Annotated in this window: 13 protein-coding genes, 1 tRNA gene and 1 pseudogene; 11 read left to right on the top strand and 4 right to left on the bottom strand. The window is 64.0% G+C overall.

Features of this window, described 5'->3' with window-relative positions:
• The 4 genes from GJV64_RS00005 to GJV64_RS00020 form a co-directional block, all read left to right on the top strand.
• Positions 1-201 (top strand): hypothetical protein (locus tag GJV64_RS00005; RefSeq protein ID WP_408014958.1); only part of this gene is annotated, 201 nt, incomplete at its 5' end.
• Positions 198-2279: a flagellar biosynthesis protein FlhA gene (gene flhA / locus GJV64_RS00010; RefSeq protein ID WP_164155248.1), complete on the top strand. Its 2082-nt coding sequence runs from the start codon at positions 198-200 to the stop codon at positions 2277-2279. The genes GJV64_RS00005 and flhA, both read left to right, overlap by 4 nt.
• Positions 2279-3019 (top strand): RNA polymerase sigma factor FliA, encoded by a 741-nt coding sequence (gene fliA / locus GJV64_RS00015; RefSeq protein ID WP_164155249.1) that lies wholly within the window; start codon positions 2279-2281, stop codon positions 3017-3019. Before flhA ends, fliA begins: the two co-directional genes overlap by 1 nt.
• Positions 3020-3060: 41 nt before the next feature.
• Positions 3061-3888 (top strand): HpcH/HpaI aldolase/citrate lyase family protein, encoded by an 828-nt coding sequence (locus GJV64_RS00020; RefSeq protein WP_164155250.1) that lies wholly within the window; start codon positions 3061-3063, stop codon positions 3886-3888.
• Here GJV64_RS00020 and GJV64_RS00025 read toward each other — a convergent pair.
• Entirely contained in the window at positions 3885-4916 is a 1032-nt protein-coding gene (locus tag GJV64_RS00025; RefSeq protein ID WP_164155251.1) for a zinc ribbon domain-containing protein, read from the bottom strand. The genes GJV64_RS00020 and GJV64_RS00025 overlap by 4 nt on opposite strands.
• 95 nt (positions 4917-5011) lie before the next feature.
• On the opposite strand from GJV64_RS00025, the gene GJV64_RS00030 reads away from it, so the two are divergent.
• The 5 genes and pseudogenes from GJV64_RS00030 (at position 5012) to GJV64_RS00045 (ending at position 7975) form a co-directional block, all read left to right on the top strand.
• Positions 5012-5086, top strand: a tRNA-Gln gene (locus tag GJV64_RS00030).
• 106 nt (positions 5087-5192) lie between these two features.
• Positions 5193-5372, top strand: a pseudogene (locus GJV64_RS15740) (DUF6538 domain-containing protein); the annotation flags it as partial.
• A gap of 21 nt (positions 5373-5393) precedes the next feature.
• Positions 5394-6932, top strand: coding sequence for a site-specific integrase (locus GJV64_RS00035; RefSeq protein WP_164155252.1), 1539 nt, complete (start codon positions 5394-5396; stop codon positions 6930-6932).
• A 182-nt stretch (positions 6933-7114) separates the two neighbouring features.
• The gene (locus GJV64_RS00040) at positions 7115-7402 is read left to right on the top strand and encodes a hypothetical protein (protein ID WP_164155253.1); all 288 of its coding nucleotides are present in this window, start codon (positions 7115-7117) and stop codon (positions 7400-7402) included.
• A gap of 36 nt (positions 7403-7438) precedes the next feature.
• Positions 7439-7975 (top strand): hypothetical protein, encoded by a 537-nt coding sequence (locus GJV64_RS00045; RefSeq protein ID WP_164155254.1) that lies wholly within the window; start codon positions 7439-7441, stop codon positions 7973-7975.
• Between the two features lie 106 nt (positions 7976-8081).
• Here the strand turns inward: GJV64_RS00045 and GJV64_RS00050 are convergent, their stop codons facing one another.
• On the bottom strand, positions 8082-9002 hold the full coding sequence (locus GJV64_RS00050; RefSeq protein ID WP_164155255.1) for an HNH endonuclease: 921 nt from the start codon (positions 9000-9002) through the stop codon (positions 8082-8084).
• A gap of 174 nt (positions 9003-9176) precedes the next feature.
• Here GJV64_RS00050 and GJV64_RS00055 point away from each other — a divergent pair, with 174 nt between their 5' ends.
• Positions 9177-10247, top strand: coding sequence for a PGN_0703 family putative restriction endonuclease (locus tag GJV64_RS00055; protein WP_164155256.1), 1071 nt, complete (start codon positions 9177-9179; stop codon positions 10245-10247).
• Positions 10247-10729, top strand: coding sequence for a DUF2958 domain-containing protein (locus GJV64_RS00060; protein WP_164155257.1), 483 nt, complete (start codon positions 10247-10249; stop codon positions 10727-10729). The genes GJV64_RS00055 and GJV64_RS00060 overlap by 1 nt, the downstream gene beginning before the upstream one ends.
• A gap of 15 nt (positions 10730-10744) precedes the next feature.
• On the opposite strand, the gene GJV64_RS00065 is transcribed toward GJV64_RS00060, so the two are convergent.
• Together GJV64_RS00065 and GJV64_RS00070 are read right to left on the bottom strand one after the other, a co-directional pair.
• Positions 10745-14212 carry an ATP-binding protein gene (locus GJV64_RS00065; RefSeq protein WP_164155258.1) on the bottom strand — a complete coding sequence of 1156 codons (3468 nt, stop codon included), beginning with the start codon at positions 14210-14212 and terminating at the stop codon, positions 10745-10747.
• Positions 14212-15474, bottom strand: coding sequence for a metallophosphoesterase family protein (locus tag GJV64_RS00070; protein WP_164155259.1), 1263 nt, complete (start codon positions 15472-15474; stop codon positions 14212-14214). The genes GJV64_RS00065 and GJV64_RS00070 overlap by 1 nt, the downstream gene beginning before the upstream one ends.
• Between the last annotated feature and the right edge of the window lie 105 nt (positions 15475-15579).

Below are 15579 nucleotides of genomic sequence, written 5' to 3' on the forward strand. Positions count from 1 at the left end.
TTTGCCGCCGATGGCCGGCCGCGCAGCCTGGCCGAGGTGCATGATCTGGTGGCGGGCCGCATCCACCGCCACGGGGCCGGCACTTCGCCCGGCACGCTGCTGCCGCAGACCGGCAATCCGCTGCCGCCCGCTCAGCCGCAGCCTGACCTGGCGGCGGCGCGCGCCCGCATGGCCTATCTGATGCTGGCAGCCATGCAATGAGCGCGCTGGTTGCCCGTCTGCCTGGCGGCCTGTCGGGGCGCGCCACGCTGGTGCCGCTGGCGGTGCTGGTGCTGCTCGGCCTGATGGTGGTGCCGCTGCCGGCGGTGCTGCTCGACATCTTCTTCATCGCCAGCATTGCTGTTGCGCTGACCGTGCTGATGGTGGCGGTCAATATCCGCCAGCCGCTCGATTTCTCGGCGTTTCCGACCGTTCTTCTCTATGCGACGCTGCTGCGGCTGGCGCTCAATGTCGCCTCCACGCGCGTCGTGCTGGTGCATGGCCATGAAGGCACGGCAGCGGCCGGCCATGTGATCGAGGCGTTCGGCAGCTTCCTTGTCGGCGGTGATTTCATCGTCGGCATCTTCGTCTTTGCGGTGCTGATGATCATCAATTTGGTGGTCATCACCAAGGGGGCGGGCCGCGTATCGGAAGTGGCGGCGCGCTTCACGCTGGATGCGCTGCCCGGCAAGCAGATGGCCATCGATGCCGATCTGAACGCCGGCCAGATCACCGCCGACGAAGCCCGCGCCCGCCGGCTCGAAGTCACCACCGAGGCCGATTTCCACGGCGCCATGGACGGTGCCTCCAAGTTCGTGAAGGGCGATGCCATCGCCGGGGTGCTGATCCTCGCCATCAACATCATCGGTGGGCTGATCCTAGGCACCGTGTCGCACGACATGGCCATTGGCGATGCGGCGCGCACCTATCTGCTGCTGGCGGTGGGCGATGGCCTGGTCGCACAGGTGCCGGCGCTGCTGCTGTCGATCGCCGCTGCCATGGTGGTGACGCGGGTGGGCAAGAGCGAGGATCTCGCCGGCCAGGTCGGCAGCCAGATCGGCCGCGCCGCGCCGTGGCTGCCGGTGGGCCTGATCCTGGCGCTGATCGGCCTTTTGCCCGGCATGCCATTGCTGGTGGTGGCGCCTGCCGTGGGGCTGGCGCTGTGGCTGGCGCGGCGCCGCCCGGCGGAAACGACAACCACGGCCGAAGCGGACTCTGCCCCGGCAAACGACAGCGGCCGCATCGATTGGGCCGATGTGGCCGACACCGCGCCGGCCGCGCTGGAGATCGGCTTCGGGCTGGTGCCGCTGGTGGAAGATGTGCGCGGCGCCCCGCTGATGGCGCGCATCACCGCGGTGCGTCGCCAGCTTTCGAAGAACCTGGGCTTTGTGCTGCCGCAGGTGCGCGTGCGCGATGATCTGGCGCTGTCGCCCTTCCAGTATCGCATCACGCTGGCCGGCGTGGTGGTGGGGGAGGACGAGGTGTTCCCCGACGATCTGCTGGCGATCGCCGCCGGCCCGCTGGCCACCACGGTGCCGGGCCGCGACGCCCATGATCCGGCCTTCGGCCTGCCAGCGCGCTGGATCGATCCTGCCGACGCCGATCTGGCCGAAGCCGCCGGTTACACGGTGGTCGATCCTGCAGCGGTGATCGGCACGCACCTCAATGAACTGCTGCAGGCCCACGCCCACCGCCTACTGGGGCAGGACGAGGTGCAGGCCCTGCTCGACACGCTGGCCGATGCCGCCCCGGCGCTGGCCGCCGCGCTGACGCCCAAGCTGCTGCCGGCCTCGGTGGTCACGCAGGTGCTGGCCCGGCTGCTGGAGGAGGGGATTTCGATCCGCGACATGCGCTCAATCGCCGGCGCGCTGGTGGCGGTGGCGCCCAAGAGCCAGGACCCGGTCGAACTCGGCGAGCTGATCCGCCCGGCGCTGGGCGGCGCCCTCGTGCAGGCGCTGGCCGGGGTGAAGGGGCCATTGGCGGCCGTCGCTATCGATCCGGGGCTCGAACATCTCCTCGTGCAGGCGGTGCGCGCCAATCCGGGGGCGGCGCATCCCTTCGATCCGGCGCTGGTCACCCGCGTCGCCGAGGCGGTGGCAGCGGCCACGACGGGCCTGCTGGCTGGCCCGCGCAAGTTCGCCATCGTCACCGTGCCGCCGGTGCGCCGGGCGCTGTGGCAGCTGCTGCACGCGCGCCTGTCCGGCGTTCCGGTGCTGGCCTTTTCCGACATTCCCGAAACCCGCGACGTGGAGGTGCTGGCCGTCATTGGCGCCCCCGCCAACAATGAAGGAGCTGCCTGATGGACGCCCGTCTTGGCCTTGATCCGGCCCTCTATGCCCCGGCCCGGCTGGCCCAGGTCGATCCCGAACGGCTGATCTCCAGCCACACCGCGCTGGTGCGGCGCATCGCCTGGCATGTCCATGCCCGCGTCTCTGCCGCCATCGACATCGAGGACCTGGTGCAGATTGGCATGATCGCCCTCATCGAGGCAGCGCGCGGTTTTGAAGATCGCGGCCATGCCGCCTTTGCCACCTATGCATCCGTGCGGGTGCGCGGCGCGATGATCGACCAGCTGCGCAAGGGCGCCACGATGGTGCGCTCGGCGATGCGGCGGAAGCGCGAATGGGGCCAGGTGCGCGCCCGGCTGGAAAACCAGCTCGGCCGGCAGGCCAGCGAGGCCGAGATGGCCGCAGCGCTCGACCTGCCGCTGGCCGAGTACCGCGCCGCCATCGCCCAGACCCAGGCGGTGCAGACCGACCGGCTCGACGATGTCTATTCCGATCACAGCGACTGGTTCGCCAGCGACGATCCCGACGCGCACGACCATCTGGAGGCCGATCACCGCCGCCGCGCCATCGCGGCCGCCATCGCCGAACTGCCCGAACGCGAAGCGCAGGTGCTGCAGCTCTATTTCGTCGAGGAGCTGAACCTCGAGGAAATCGGCCAGGTGCTCGGCGTTGGCCCGGCGCGCATCTGCCAGATCAAGAAGGCTGCGCTCACCCGGATGCGCGGCAAGCTCACCGGCTGGGCTGACGAATAGGGCGGTTGCGGGCCACCTGATCGCTTGGCAGGCTTTCTGCCATGGTCGATCTCTCCTCCCTGCGTTCGGTGCTGTATCTGCCGGCGAACCGTGCCAGTGCCATCGCCAAGGCGCGCACGCTGCCGGCAGATGCCGTCATTCTAGATCTGGAAGATGCGGTGCAGCCGGATGCCAAGGCGGAGGCCCGCGCCGCTGCCGTGGCCGCCGCGCTGGAGGGTGGCTGGGGGCAACGGCTGCTGTTCCTGCGCGTCAACGGCATCGGCACGCCTTGGCACGCCGACGACATGGCCGCAGCGCATGTCGATGGCTTTGCCGGGGTCGTGGTGCCCAAGGTCGATACCGCAGCCGAAGCCGCCGGGCTGGTGGCGCGCGCTGGCGGCCGGCCGGTGCTGGCGATGATCGAAACGCCGGCCGCGGTGCTGAATGCCGCGGCCATTGCCGCCGTGCCGGGGATCGCCGGGCTGGTCGCCGGGATGGCCGATCTGGCCAAGGCGCTGCGCTGCGGCAGCGACCCGGCCCGCATCCCGTTGCTTTACAGCCTGTCAGCCATCGTGCTGGCGGCACGGGCAAGGGGAATCGCCTGTTTCGACGGCGTGTTCACCGCCTTTCGCGATGTGGACGGCTTTCGCGCCGAGGCCGCGCAGGCCAGGCTGCTGGGCTTTGACGGCAAGACGCTCATTCACCCCTCGCAGGTCGAACCCTGCAATGAGGCATTCTCGCCCACAGCCGACGAAGTGGCGCGCGCCCATGCGATGATCGCGGCCTATGAGGCGGCGCTGGCCGAAGGGCGCGGCGTGGCGACGCTGGACGGCGAGATGGTGGAGGTGCTGCACGTCGAGCAGGCCCGGCGCCTGCTGGCGCGCGCCTAGGCGGCTTTCGCTCCGCACTTGTGGCAGAAGGGCGCGAAGCTGCCCTTGCGCGCATTGCACGCCGTGCAGGCTTCATAGAGGCCGATCCCGCAGTGCGGGCAGAAATCAATGTCGGGGTTCTTGAGGTCCACGGGCCGCTCGCAGCCGGGGCAGACGCCCTTTGCCAGCCGGGCGAGAGCCTGATCATAGGCCAGCACCTCGCGGCGCACGAGATCGGGCTGGGCCTCGATGGCGCGCTGCCGGGCGAGATAATCCTGCAGGCCCAGGATCGCCCAGCGCCCGACCAGCAGCGTGATGATGACCCCGACTCCATAGCGCACATAGCCGCCATAGCTGGGCAGATAGGGCACCAGCTCGACGAAGAAGGCGAACAGCGCGAACAGGATGAAGCCCCACACGAACGGCCACCAGCGGCTCTTGCGCTGCCGCTTGAACAGGAAGCCGGCGATCACCAGCAGCGGCAGGGTGACGGCGAGGCGATACAGGAACACCCTGAGTTCGGAGGCCTGCAGGGCTCCCTCCAGCCGCTCCTGCGCGGCCTCGCGATAGGGATCGAGCGCGCGCGCCAGCCGGGTCTCGGCCTGCTGCGCATCCAGCACCGCCTGGCGCTGCGCATCCACGACGCGGGTGGCGGCGGTCTCGGCGGCCTTCAACTCGTCGAGCTGGGCCGTGCGGTTCTTTAGCTCTTCATCCTGCTCGGGCCGGCCGGTGGCGGTGCGGGTGGCCACCCAGTTGTCGAACGTCTCGCGGGCGGCGGCATAATCGCGCGCCGTGCCCTGCCGTCGCAGCTCGGCCTGGTCCAGCGCGGCCTGGGCGGTCTGCAGCGCCTGGGCCGCGGCGGCGCGCTCGACCTCCAGCGGCTTGGACGCCGGGTCCATGAACTGGTCGAGCGACAGCTCGGCTTCCACCTGCGGTAGATCGCCCACCACGGCGTTGCCCAGCCCGATCAGGAAGAAGGCAAAGGCCAGCGCGATCAGCCACAGCGCCCGGTTGAACCATTTTTCCGAGAGGCGAATGGCGCTGTTCATGGGCCACAGGCTGGCGCGGGGGCCACGCCCTGTCAAATCCGGCGATTTGCGCTTGGCAAAGCCGGCCCGATTGCCTAACCGGCGGCTCCGGCTGCTGGGGCGTCGCCAAGCGGTAAGGCAGCGGTTTTTGGTACCGCCATTCCCAGGTTCGAATCCTGGCGCCCCAGCCAACCTCCCTTCCAAGATATTGATAAGCAAGGAAGTTCGTTCCCATTTCCGGGGCTTGGCTGGGACTCTGTTACAGTGGACTGTAACAGAAGGGCGCAAATCTCAGGCATGCGGGCGGTTCCAAACACCATCCGGCGGGGCGGCGTTTTCTACTTCAGGCGCTCGATTCCGCGTGACCTGAGAACCCTACTCAACCGCGCCGAGCTGTGCTGTAGTCTCAGGACGTCGGACATCGGGGCCGCCCGTGGCCTGTCCCGATCCCTCTATCTGCGTTCGGAGGAACTGTTTGAGATTGCAAGGTCGTCACCCATGCTGAGCGAAGCCGACCTCGCGCGGATCGTGCAAGAATTCTACGCACGCGTCCTCGATCAGGACAACCAATGGCGGCTGGCCAGCGCTGGTCCGCTGGACGAGAGCATGCGGCTGGCGCTCGTTGCCAGGTACTCAGAACTGGCGGAGAGTACGCGCAAGGACCTCGCCAGAAGCAATTTCGGGGCCGTTGACGAGATCGGCCAGTGGATGATCCAGAAGCACGGGCTGTCGGGCAAGCTTGACCGAAAAGATGAGCGGCTGGTCCGGCAGGCCCTGCTGCGGGCCGGCATTGACCTCGCCGAGGCAGTTCGTGCCCGGTTCGAAGGGGACTTCAATTTCGAACCGCGCGACAAGCTTCTGAAGACGGCGATCGAGAATGCCGCGGCGGCGCCGCACCCGCAGCCCGGCATCAAGCAAGCTGCTGAACCAAAGCCGCCTCAACCAGACACTCCAATGTTCTCAGCCGTGGCGGAGGAGTTCCGCCAAACCCAAGCGCGCCTGAAGGTGTGGGAACAGCAGACAGCACTTCAGGCCCGCAAGACCTATCAGCTCTTTGCCGAGATGTGCGGGGACAAGCCGTTGTCGGCCTACACCAAGCAGGACGCGACACGCTTCAAGTCGGTCCTCCTCGAGCTGCCCGACAACTACAGCAAGGCCGTCCAGTATCGCGGCATGACCGCAGAAGAGATTGCCAACGCCACCCGATCCCAGGACTTGCCGAGAATCAGCCCACGCACGGTCAAACGTCATCTCACGGCAATGTCCGCCCTCTGGGACAGTGGGATCGAGAGCGGCGAGCTCTCAGCCAATATCTTCAGAGGGTTCAAGCTCCCGGCACAGAAGCGGGCCCAGGACCAACGGTCTATGTGGACGACCGAGGATCTCGATCGCCTGTTCGATACGCCAGTCTGGCAGGGCTGCCAGTCCGCTGCGAGGCGCTCCAAGCCAGGCAAGCACATTATCCGTGACGAGAAGTATTGGCTGCCCCTGATCGCGCTCTATTCCGGCATGCGCCAGGAGGAGATCTGCCAGCTGCATCTCACCGACATCCGCCAGATCGACGGCGTGTGGGTGTTCGACATCAATGCGGCGCCGCCCCGCCAGCTGAAGAACCAAAACGCGGTCAGGATTGTCCCGGTCCACAAGGAGCTCATCCGGCTGGGCCTTCTTGGCTACGTGGAAGACCAACGCAAGGCAGGCCATGACATGGTCTTTGACCGACTGACGCCTGGCGGCGCGGACAATCGCCTCGGGCACAATTTCACCAAGTGGTTCACCCGCTATCGCCGTGAAGTTGGTCTCTACGAACCCAAGCTGGACTTCCACTCGTTGCGACACAGTGCAACGACCTTTCTGCAGCGGGCAAAGGTGCCGGTGGCATTAATCGACGCACTCACCGGTCACAGCACTCCTGGCGAGACGGCGCGCTATAGCAAGGGCTATGAAGTGATTGATCTACAGGAAGCGATCGATAAAATTGATCCAAGACTAAGTTCGAGTACTGGACTGCGTGAGCGAATTACTCTGAAGGTCTGAATCGCTCTGGGGGTTGCGTCAAAATTGACTTGACAGCAGAGTCTCGATCCATTAAATTTAAAATTGCTACTGCATCCACTGTCTGAACTACAGTCTTGCTGAAAACTGCCTAACTATCCTTCCATCTAAATAAAATACTTACTGTCTCTTCCCCCTTTGGGGAGATTTGTAAGAGGCGGAAAATGAAATTTGATAAGCTACCAACAGCTGAGCCCAGGCCGGGTGACAGTGCTGCAATGCTCGAAGCCATCAAGGAGCTGGAGAGGCAAGGGGTCGACGTGCGACGCCCTCTCGGCAGCCCGTATCAGCTCAAGGTGGCTGCCGACTTGAGCTACTTCCCCGACAAGGGAACCATCTATCAAGACGGCGCCCGAGGGGCCATGCCTCAGCGCGGTTTGCGTTCTCTGATCGACCTGCTGAAAGCAGAAAAGCAAGGCGGGAGTAGTGTCCAGCTGTCGTTGAAGGGTTAAGTGATTTTGACGACCCCTAAGGCAGGTTTGCGAACGATGCCCGAGATCCCCTCCATCGCGGATGTCCAACGCAAGGCTTCTGCGTCTGCTTTCGGTCAACCGCTCGTCACCAATGTGCTGCGCGGCTTGGTTGCGGAGGCCATTGTTGCATTGGCTTTGGAGCCGGAATGGACCTGGTGCGGCGGCGATTATGCAAGTTGGGACTTCGTCAACCAAAACGGGCTCAGGCTGGAGGTCAAACAGTCAGCCGCGCGGCAGAGCTGGGCCGTCGGTAAGGCAACCACGGCGTGCTCGTTCGACATCGCGATCCGTACAGGTCGGTATGAAGAGACAACCTGGGTGCCAGAGGCAGGACGTGCTGCGCACCTTTATGTCTTTGCACATCACCCCGTTGCTGAAGAGACCGCCGACCATCGCGACCCCGCCCAATGGGATTTCTATGTGGTAGCGACGGATCGCCTGCCTGCCACGAAGCGTCTCACACTGAAGCGGCTGCAATCGCTGACTGAACCTGTAACCTTTGAGAAGCTGGCTGAAGCCGTCTGCCGGGTGGCCGCTCCCGCTGGACCGTGACGGGGTGGGAGATCATGCGCAGCAATGCAATGAACCCCGACATTCAGTTCCTGAGCTTCGGCACCAATGAGGCTTGGCAGGTTGGGACGTGGGCCGATTGTTCTAGTTAGCCTGCAAGCGGTCCAGCGCCGAACCTTTCCCGATGCCGAGCCACATATTCCGGCCGTGGGTGCAGGCGCCGGTCGTTTGGTAGCCGTATCCTCTCACCAGCGGCAGGAAATAGCTTCCTGAGCTCCCCTGGCACCTTGTTGTGCGAGACCAGAAGGCCAAGGTCTTCACTCAGGCTGATCAGGTGGCGATCGAACAGCCAGTGTGCTGTCGCTGACAATGCGATCCCATTCTGCACCACGTCGGGTCCGCCATCTGACACCGGCCAGATATGAGCGGCCTGTGCTTCGGCCTTGCCGCCACCATTGACGATGCGCAGTCCGGTGACCGCGCAAGTCTTGTCATACGCATCAAGGACATGCCCCCGGAAGGCCGCATCCCTGATCTTCCTGTTTACCAGCATCTGCTCAATCCGCCGTTCTGTCAGGGGCTCAGCCAGCAAGGCCGCCGTTGCTGGGTCAAGGCGCTGCACTTCCAGCTCCAGCCGAATGGCGTTTTCGGGAGCGAGTGTTTCATCCAGACCAGCCGCCACGATCGCTGCAAAATCTTCCCCGTCCACCGCCCTGACCGACAGTCCGCGCAGAGCACGGCCCGCAAAGCCTGGGTTTGCCAGCTCGCGCAAGAACCGTTCCGCAAACCGCCCGTTGTTATCTCTGTAGGGGACTGGCCGATCAAACTCGAGGAAGTCGGTCATCCGGGCATAAAAGTGACCGCGTACCGCCGGATCAGGATCGACCCTGTCTACCCGCGCAGCGCCGATATAGGCCATCCGGCCGCCATCAGCGCGGGTTTCTCGGTAGATCACCCAGTCACCGACACTGCGCTGCACGCTGGCGATATACTGGCTTGGAAAATGGTAGCGCAGTCCGATTTCATCATCATAGGCGGAGCGGCCGCTGATATCGAAGATTGCTTTCATGCTGCAATGCCAGGGCATTATGCCGTGGCTGTCAACAGCGTGCCAATTCAAGCCGAGCGGTGCCGATCCAGCCGCGTCTGAACGGCCCAATGTGCGGGCTCATAGTTCGGGCATCATCCTTGCGCATTCCGTGAATTCTCCTGGCCTCTCGTCACTGCAAGGCTTGGAGACCTCATGCTCAACAAACAGCCCAAAGACCCGATCAGCCCGCTGCCCCTCATTCCCCAGGATCTGCTGAAGAAGCACCGTGTGCTCGAGACGTTCGACACGCGCTTCCGCGCCTGCGCCCGGCTTCTTCAGGCCCTGTGGCGCGAGAGCCAGGGCTTGCCCATGGGGGTCTTCGAGCGCCCCAAGGCAGCCTCCCGGCGGATCGGGTCCCTGCTTGGGGCCACGGCTGCACGGGCGGGCCGGAACTTCCTGACGCCCGCCGTCGCACATCTTGTGCGCCATGAGGTGGCCTACCAGGAACCCGGAGCACTCATTGCCCAGGAGCGGTTGTACGGGAACCTGCTGTCCTCGATGCCGCTCGCCTTCAATCTGTTCTCGCCCCTGCGGTTCAACCTTGACCGGGCCACCAAGGTCATTCGCAGCCTGATGCCCGACCTCGATCTCAAGTGCGTTTCGGCCGTCTGGTTCGAACACTCGCCGGGCAGGTTGGACGTTGACCTGACCGGGGACCGCAGCGCCTTCGACGTTGCGATAATCTACGAACGCTCGGACGGCCGAAACGGCTTCATCGGCTTCGAGGTGAAATACTCTGAAGCCATGGGCGACAGCGGCTCGGCAGAGCGCCATTCCCGTTATGACGATCTCGCCGACGCATCCGGTCTGTTCAAGGTCCCGACGTCAGTCGTGCTACGCGTCAACCCTCTCCAGCAGCTGTTCCGCGAACATCTGCTGGCGCAAGCGGCTCTGATGCGTGGGGATTGGGCGGAGTCGACATTCGTGTTGGTTGCCCCGCGTGACAACCTGCCGGTTCAGAACGCAGCCAAGCTTTACGCGGCCCATCTGGTCAAGCCGGTGCCGGGGCAGGTGGCTTTCGTGAACATCACCCTCGAGCAGTTCATCGAGGCCATCGGCTGGGCCGGTGATGGCGACTATGCCCTGGCGCTCTATGAACGTTACTGTGACTGGGCCCGCGTCCGGGACGCCGTTGAAGCCGCCCTGCGCGCCAAAGGGCAGCAGTGGCAGCTCAAATCCGTGCGAACGGCGGCTCCGCTCCAGCTCGTTGCGAGGGCCGCGTGATGGCACGGCCGCACTTCCTGACCGAGGAGCAGTGGAACCTGCTCCTTGCCAACGGCAAACGTTCCGTTGCGGGCGACGACCTCGACCCCGCGCCAGTTGTGAAGCTCTTCACGCCTGACGCGGGCGCGACCTGGCTGCTCACCGAAGTCGACCCCGATGACGAGGATATCGCGTTTGGCCTGTGTGACCTTGGACTTGGCTGCCCCGAATTGGGGAGTGTCAGGCTCAGCGAGCTGTTGTCCATGCGGGGCCGGTTCGGGCTGCCGGTCGAGCGCGACCTTTGGTTCAAGTCCGACAAGCCAATCTCGGTGCATGCCGACTTGGCCCGCCAGGCGGGGCGCATCTGCGACAGCGACCAAGCGGGGCGCCACCTCGAATTCCTCGACATGAACAAGATCCAGGAAACCGGCGGGCGCTGGCCGCGGCGTAAGCGCCGTTCCATCGTGCCAGGACCAAAGCCGGGATCTTCCGAAGCTTCGTGATTGCTCGCTGCTCCGCTACGCAGCTTCAGCAGGCAGCACCGGGGCGATCCTGTGCAAGCAGAAGCCATCCTTGCCGACGGCCCGGTTTGCCAGATCGATCACGTGATCATGGTGGCTGAAGACGATCACCTGACTGGTTTGGGCCACCGTCGACAACGCCTGGAGCATTGCACCCGCGCGTTCATCGTCAGCCGTGATGAGGAGATCATCGCAGATCAGGGGCAGGGACCCGGTGCCGGCACGTTCCTCGATTGAACCCAAGCGCAACGACAGGAACAGCTGGTCTCGGGTGCCCTCGCTCATGCCCTGAGCATCGACCTCAGCTCCATCAGCGCGGACGCCAACGATGGTCGGGCGATCATTGCTGTCGTAAGCAATCCGCAGGCCCGCAAAAGCCCCACGAGTGACCTGAGCAAAAAGATTACCCGCACGCGCAATCAACGGTGCTTGCCGGGTCGCCCGGTGCTTGTTGATCAGCCACCGCAGCAGTGCCGCAGCGCTGGCAGCGTGAATGAACTTCTCTGCTTCCGCCGCCAGGGCTGCGCCCGCATCCGCGACGGCTTGCTGTGCTTCGGCTGCAGCGCTCGTGATGGCCGCGTCGTCCATTTGGCGATCGAGATCGTTCAACTCGCGGCCGATCGTCTCTCGCTCCGAATTGATCTCCGTTCGACGCTCGGCAATCGCCTTTAGCCTTGCGGCCGCATCATCCTCGCCCATGGCCGCAACTTCGGCCCGCAGCTGCTCGAGGTCAGCGCCAGGAGCGAGCTCGGCAAGCTCTGATTTGGCCGCTGCCTCAAGCGCCTTGAGCTCTGCCTGCTGAGCATGTGCCAATAGCATGTCATCCAGGGCGGCTTCGTCCCGAACCCCGGCCAATTTCATGAGGTTGGTGATGGTACTTGCCACCACTGTCAGGCGGCGTTTGGCATCCGCCAAGTCATCCTCATGGCCCTTCAGATCGACCTCAAGCTTGGCGAGCGACTGCTCCGCCGCAATCGCCTTTGTCAGGTCGTCTGCCAGCTGACGGGCAGCAACGGCTGGATGATCGGAGGCTTCTCTGCCAAGGTTTATGAGCAGCGCCGCGACATCCGCGCAAAAGCTGTCGGTCAATATGGTCATGCTGTCTACTTGGTGGGCCAGCTGCCCACGCTTGATGATATCGGCAGAGACAGCTTCAAGAGCAGCGCTGGCGTCTTCCAAACCGCGAAGTCCAGCCGTTTCAGATAATGCGCCTTCCTGCAGAAGCGACGAGACGGTGGCTTTTCGCTCTGCCTCGGCCTTCTCGAGATCGCCCTTTTGGCGGGTCAGTGCTTTGGCGCGTTCGGCGTAGGTGCTGAGCTTTGTCGTTAGCTCTTTGCGTTGACTGTCGATCGCCTGGAGTGATGTCAGGCGGCGCTGTGCTTCGGCAATCAACGCCGTCCCTTCACCTAGCACCTCTGTGCCACTGCCGCGTAAGGCAGCAGCGAGGGCCGCGGTCGCTGTTGTCATTTCCTGCTGCAATCTCTCCAGGCTGCGCTTGGCGACCGCAGCCGTATCGATGGCTGCCAATGCCAGTTCGCGATTTGCCAGCCAGGTCGCAAAGTCTTCAGGCAGGATCGGCTCTGCGAACCCGAGTTTCTTGAGGGCCTTGGCCCAGCTTTCTTGCTCCCGTTCGAGCGACTGGCGATGTTGCTCGAGCCGTTCCTCAGCTTGCGTCTTGAGCGTCGTGGCTGCCTTAATCGCAGCTGTCATCGTGGCATGGTCTGCAACACGAGCTGCTTCCGCTGCCCGCCGGTCGACGAGCATATCGCTCTGGGTGATGGTTGCAGCGAGAGCATCGCCAGCCGCCGGGTCATCGCTCGAGCGTTCACGTCCCAGGCGGTGGCGCACATCCTGGAGTGCTGCGTCGCGCGCACCACGGGCCGCCGCAATCGCATCGGCGGTTGGAAGGGTTTCGCCAGCTTCGAGGGTCTGTAGACGCCTCTCGGCGTCAACCAGTGCTTGTTGTTGAGCTCTTATCTCTTTCTCTTCTGCCGCAATGCCGGCCTGGGCGTCGGCCAGAACCTTGCGGACACGGTTGAGCTCGCCTTGCGCTGGCAAGATCATGGCTGCGAGCGCTTCTGCGTCCCCTTGCCAGGGCTGAAGCTTGCTCAGCTGTGCCCTTGCCTTTGTTGCCTTCTCCGCAGCATCGGCTTGTTGCAGCTGCAGATGCTTGGCGCCGTCTGAGGGGTAAGAGCGCACAGCCAGCTCAAGCGCTTCGAGGCCCATGACGGCAGGTAAACTGTCCAGCTGCGCTTGAACCTCATTCTGGTCCGCTGTCAGGCTGGCCAAATCGCGTTCGTAGCGAAGCCGGTCTTGCTTTGCATCTCGCTCCGCGCCCAAGTGATCCATCACCCGGCGGCGCCAGCCGGGCGACGGCAACGGCGCGTCTTTTGGCAGCATGGCGTCTACCCGTGCAGCGGCGATGCGTTCATCGCAGGACTTCAACTCCGCCTTGCGTCGTTGAAGATCCTCCATGGTCTTCTCGTAAACAGGGCGCCGCTCGCTCAGATCCTCAATCCGCGCTCTCGCCGCCAGCAGCTCCTTGGGCAGCTGAATCGCATCGATCGCGTCCTGCGCTTTGTCGCGAGCAGTCTCAGCCTTCACTTTGAGTTCTGTCGCGGTGTTCCGTTCCGCCCGTGCGGCCTGCAAGGTACGGCCCGCATTTTCGGGTAGGGCAGGGACGTCTCCCATTTGGGCCAGGGACAGCTGAGCCGCTTCCAGGGTGCTGAGCGGGCGGCGCGCCCTGCCAATCCGCTGGAGCTTCGCCTGTTCCGTATCGAGCTCCTTCGCTTCCTCAATCAACGCCTCGCGCCGGTCGACAGCCTTGCTGCGTGCCGCCTTCAACTCTGCCAGCTCACTGTCGCTGAGTGCACTCTGTTTGACCTCGCTTGCGGCATCGCTGCGCTCACGCATCAGTTTGTTGATCACCGGGTTCTGACCGGCTGGCTTGAACAGCGAACTTGCCAGCTCTTCGAGTGAAGTAAGTTGACTGCCGATGTTGGAAAGGCCTGTCCCGGCCTCCAGCACGATCCGTGCTGCATCGTCCTTGCCTTGCAGGATGGCTTCACCCCCCGCACGCAGCTGCGCATGATCGAGGCCGAACATTCGCTCGAAGACGCTGCGGTCAATGCCGGCAAGCAATGGGAGCAATGGATCCTGTGCAAACGGCGTGCCGTCAGGACGCAGGAGGGTGTCCTTGTTGCCCTTGCGCCTTATCACATCGAGCCTGGTGCCATCTCGCTCAAGCACCGCCCGTAGCCGCAACTGGCTGTAGTCATATCGCCAGGCATGGGGCGTCTGGCCGGCGATGCCAAAGAACAGGTCGCTGATCGCCGCCAGCAGGGTCGACTTGCCCGCTTCATTCGGGCCAACCACCAGGTGGAGGTCCGGCTTACCGGCTCCGAAATCGAGGTACCGATCCGCAAAGCCACCGTAGCGGATCAGTTCCAGTCGGGAGAAGCGCATCAGTCCTTCCCCCCAACGATTCGAGTTTCCACCGCCGCCAGTGCCGCCTGCAACAGCGCCTCATGGTCCTTGCTCTTCGCTGCTGAGAGCAGAGGTGATGCGTCACCCTCGAGGCTGAGGATGTCGGCAGGCAGCTTGGACATGAGCGGCGCCACCGCATCTGCGATGGCCGCCAGGCAATCCGGATCATCTCCCGCACCGGCAAGCAGCTCGGCAATCTCGGCAGGCAGGCCGCTTGGCCCTGCCTCGTCCCCGCTATCCTCAACCCGAATCCGCTCAACCCAGATATTGTCCGCCACGGCCTGACTGTGGCTGCGCACCTCAGCGTCGAACCATCCCGGATCGCTCGCCAGCTGGCGGGCAAGGGGCCCGTTGGCCGTAATGGTCAACCGCGCCGCCGTTGGCCGGTCACCGACGTTGGTGAGCGCCTCTCTCAACTTGCTCTGGATCTCGGCCAAGACGTCTGCGGTGTTACGGGCACCCATGGCGTCAACAGCCGCGTGAGCCCACCGGACTTCATCGCAGGCCCGATGTTCAACGCTCCTGACCTCGCCCTCTTCAACCTTCACCACCACGGCACCCTTGGCACCGGTCTCCCGGACATTGCGGCCCTGGGTGTTGCCTGGATACACAATCCACGGTTGCTGCGAACGAATGGCGTGCTCGTGGACATGTCCCAGCGCCCAATAATCATGGCCCGCCGCCTGCAGTTCGCCGACCGTGCAGGGGGCATAAGAGGCATGGCTGGGGTGCCCTTCGAGCGCTGTGTGGAGGATGGCCAAGTTGAAGAGGCCCTTCTCAGGCGGCTTGTAGGTTGAAGCGATGTTCTCGAACGTATGCGCCTCTTTGTAGCTCCGGCCGTGAACCGCCACGCCTAGATCATCGAACTTGACCGTTTCGCACTTGGCGTTGTTCAGTTTGTAGATCCCCTCAGTCGGCGTGAAATGCTTGCTGATCCGGCTTTCAGCGTCATGGTTGCCGAACGCGATCACGGCTCTGATGCCCGCTCGGGTCAGCCGCGCCAGTTGAGAGAGAGCAAACTGGCCGGTGGATTGATCCTTCCAGGAGCCATCATAGAGGTCACCTGCAATCACCACGAAGGCCGCGCCTTCCTCGATTGCGAGGTCCACCACATTGCTGAAGGCGCGGCGCGTGGCCCCGCGCACGAGCTGGGAGAAGGCCGCGTCCTTCTGCGCCAATCCATTCAGCGGGCTGTCGAGGTGGATGTCGGCTGCATGGATGAAGGTGAAGTCCTTATTCATGCTGTGCATCTTATCCCAAAGGTTGGCGCGATAAAGCTTCTAACGGGCAGTTCCAAGACGCGGTAGAAACAGCTACGGATAGAACCGGCGAGTAGCGGCAGTTTT

The organism is Sandarakinorhabdus rubra, assembly GCF_010994245.1.
In the GTDB taxonomy this organism is placed as follows: domain Bacteria; phylum Pseudomonadota; class Alphaproteobacteria; order Sphingomonadales; family Sphingomonadaceae; genus Sandarakinorhabdus; species Sandarakinorhabdus rubra.

What these genes read in the sequence shown, in the direction of transcription:
- flhA (WP_164155248.1), top strand. Translation starts at nt 198, where the DNA reads ATGAGCGCGCTGGTTGCCCGTCTGCCTGGCGGCCTGTCGGGGCGCGCC.
- fliA (WP_164155249.1), top strand. Translation starts at nt 2,279, where the DNA reads ATGGACGCCCGTCTTGGCCTTGATCCGGCCCTCTATGCCCCGGCCCGG.
- GJV64_RS00020 (WP_164155250.1), top strand. Translation starts at nt 3,061, where the DNA reads ATGGTCGATCTCTCCTCCCTGCGTTCGGTGCTGTATCTGCCGGCGAAC.
- GJV64_RS00025 (WP_164155251.1), bottom strand. Translation starts at nt 4,916, where the DNA reads ATGAACAGCGCCATTCGCCTCTCGGAAAAATGGTTCAACCGGGCGCTG.
- GJV64_RS00035 (WP_164155252.1), top strand. Translation starts at nt 5,394, where the DNA reads ATGCTGAGCGAAGCCGACCTCGCGCGGATCGTGCAAGAATTCTACGCA.
- GJV64_RS00040 (WP_164155253.1), top strand. Translation starts at nt 7,115, where the DNA reads ATGAAATTTGATAAGCTACCAACAGCTGAGCCCAGGCCGGGTGACAGT.
- GJV64_RS00045 (WP_164155254.1), top strand. Translation starts at nt 7,439, where the DNA reads ATGCCCGAGATCCCCTCCATCGCGGATGTCCAACGCAAGGCTTCTGCG.
- GJV64_RS00050 (WP_164155255.1), bottom strand. Translation starts at nt 9,002, where the DNA reads ATGAAAGCAATCTTCGATATCAGCGGCCGCTCCGCCTATGATGATGAA.
- GJV64_RS00055 (WP_164155256.1), top strand. Translation starts at nt 9,177, where the DNA reads ATGCTCAACAAACAGCCCAAAGACCCGATCAGCCCGCTGCCCCTCATT.
- GJV64_RS00060 (WP_164155257.1), top strand. Translation starts at nt 10,247, where the DNA reads ATGGCACGGCCGCACTTCCTGACCGAGGAGCAGTGGAACCTGCTCCTT.
- GJV64_RS00065 (WP_164155258.1), bottom strand. Translation starts at nt 14,212, where the DNA reads ATGCGCTTCTCCCGACTGGAACTGATCCGCTACGGTGGCTTTGCGGAT.
- GJV64_RS00070 (WP_164155259.1), bottom strand. Translation starts at nt 15,474, where the DNA reads ATGAATAAGGACTTCACCTTCATCCATGCAGCCGACATCCACCTCGAC.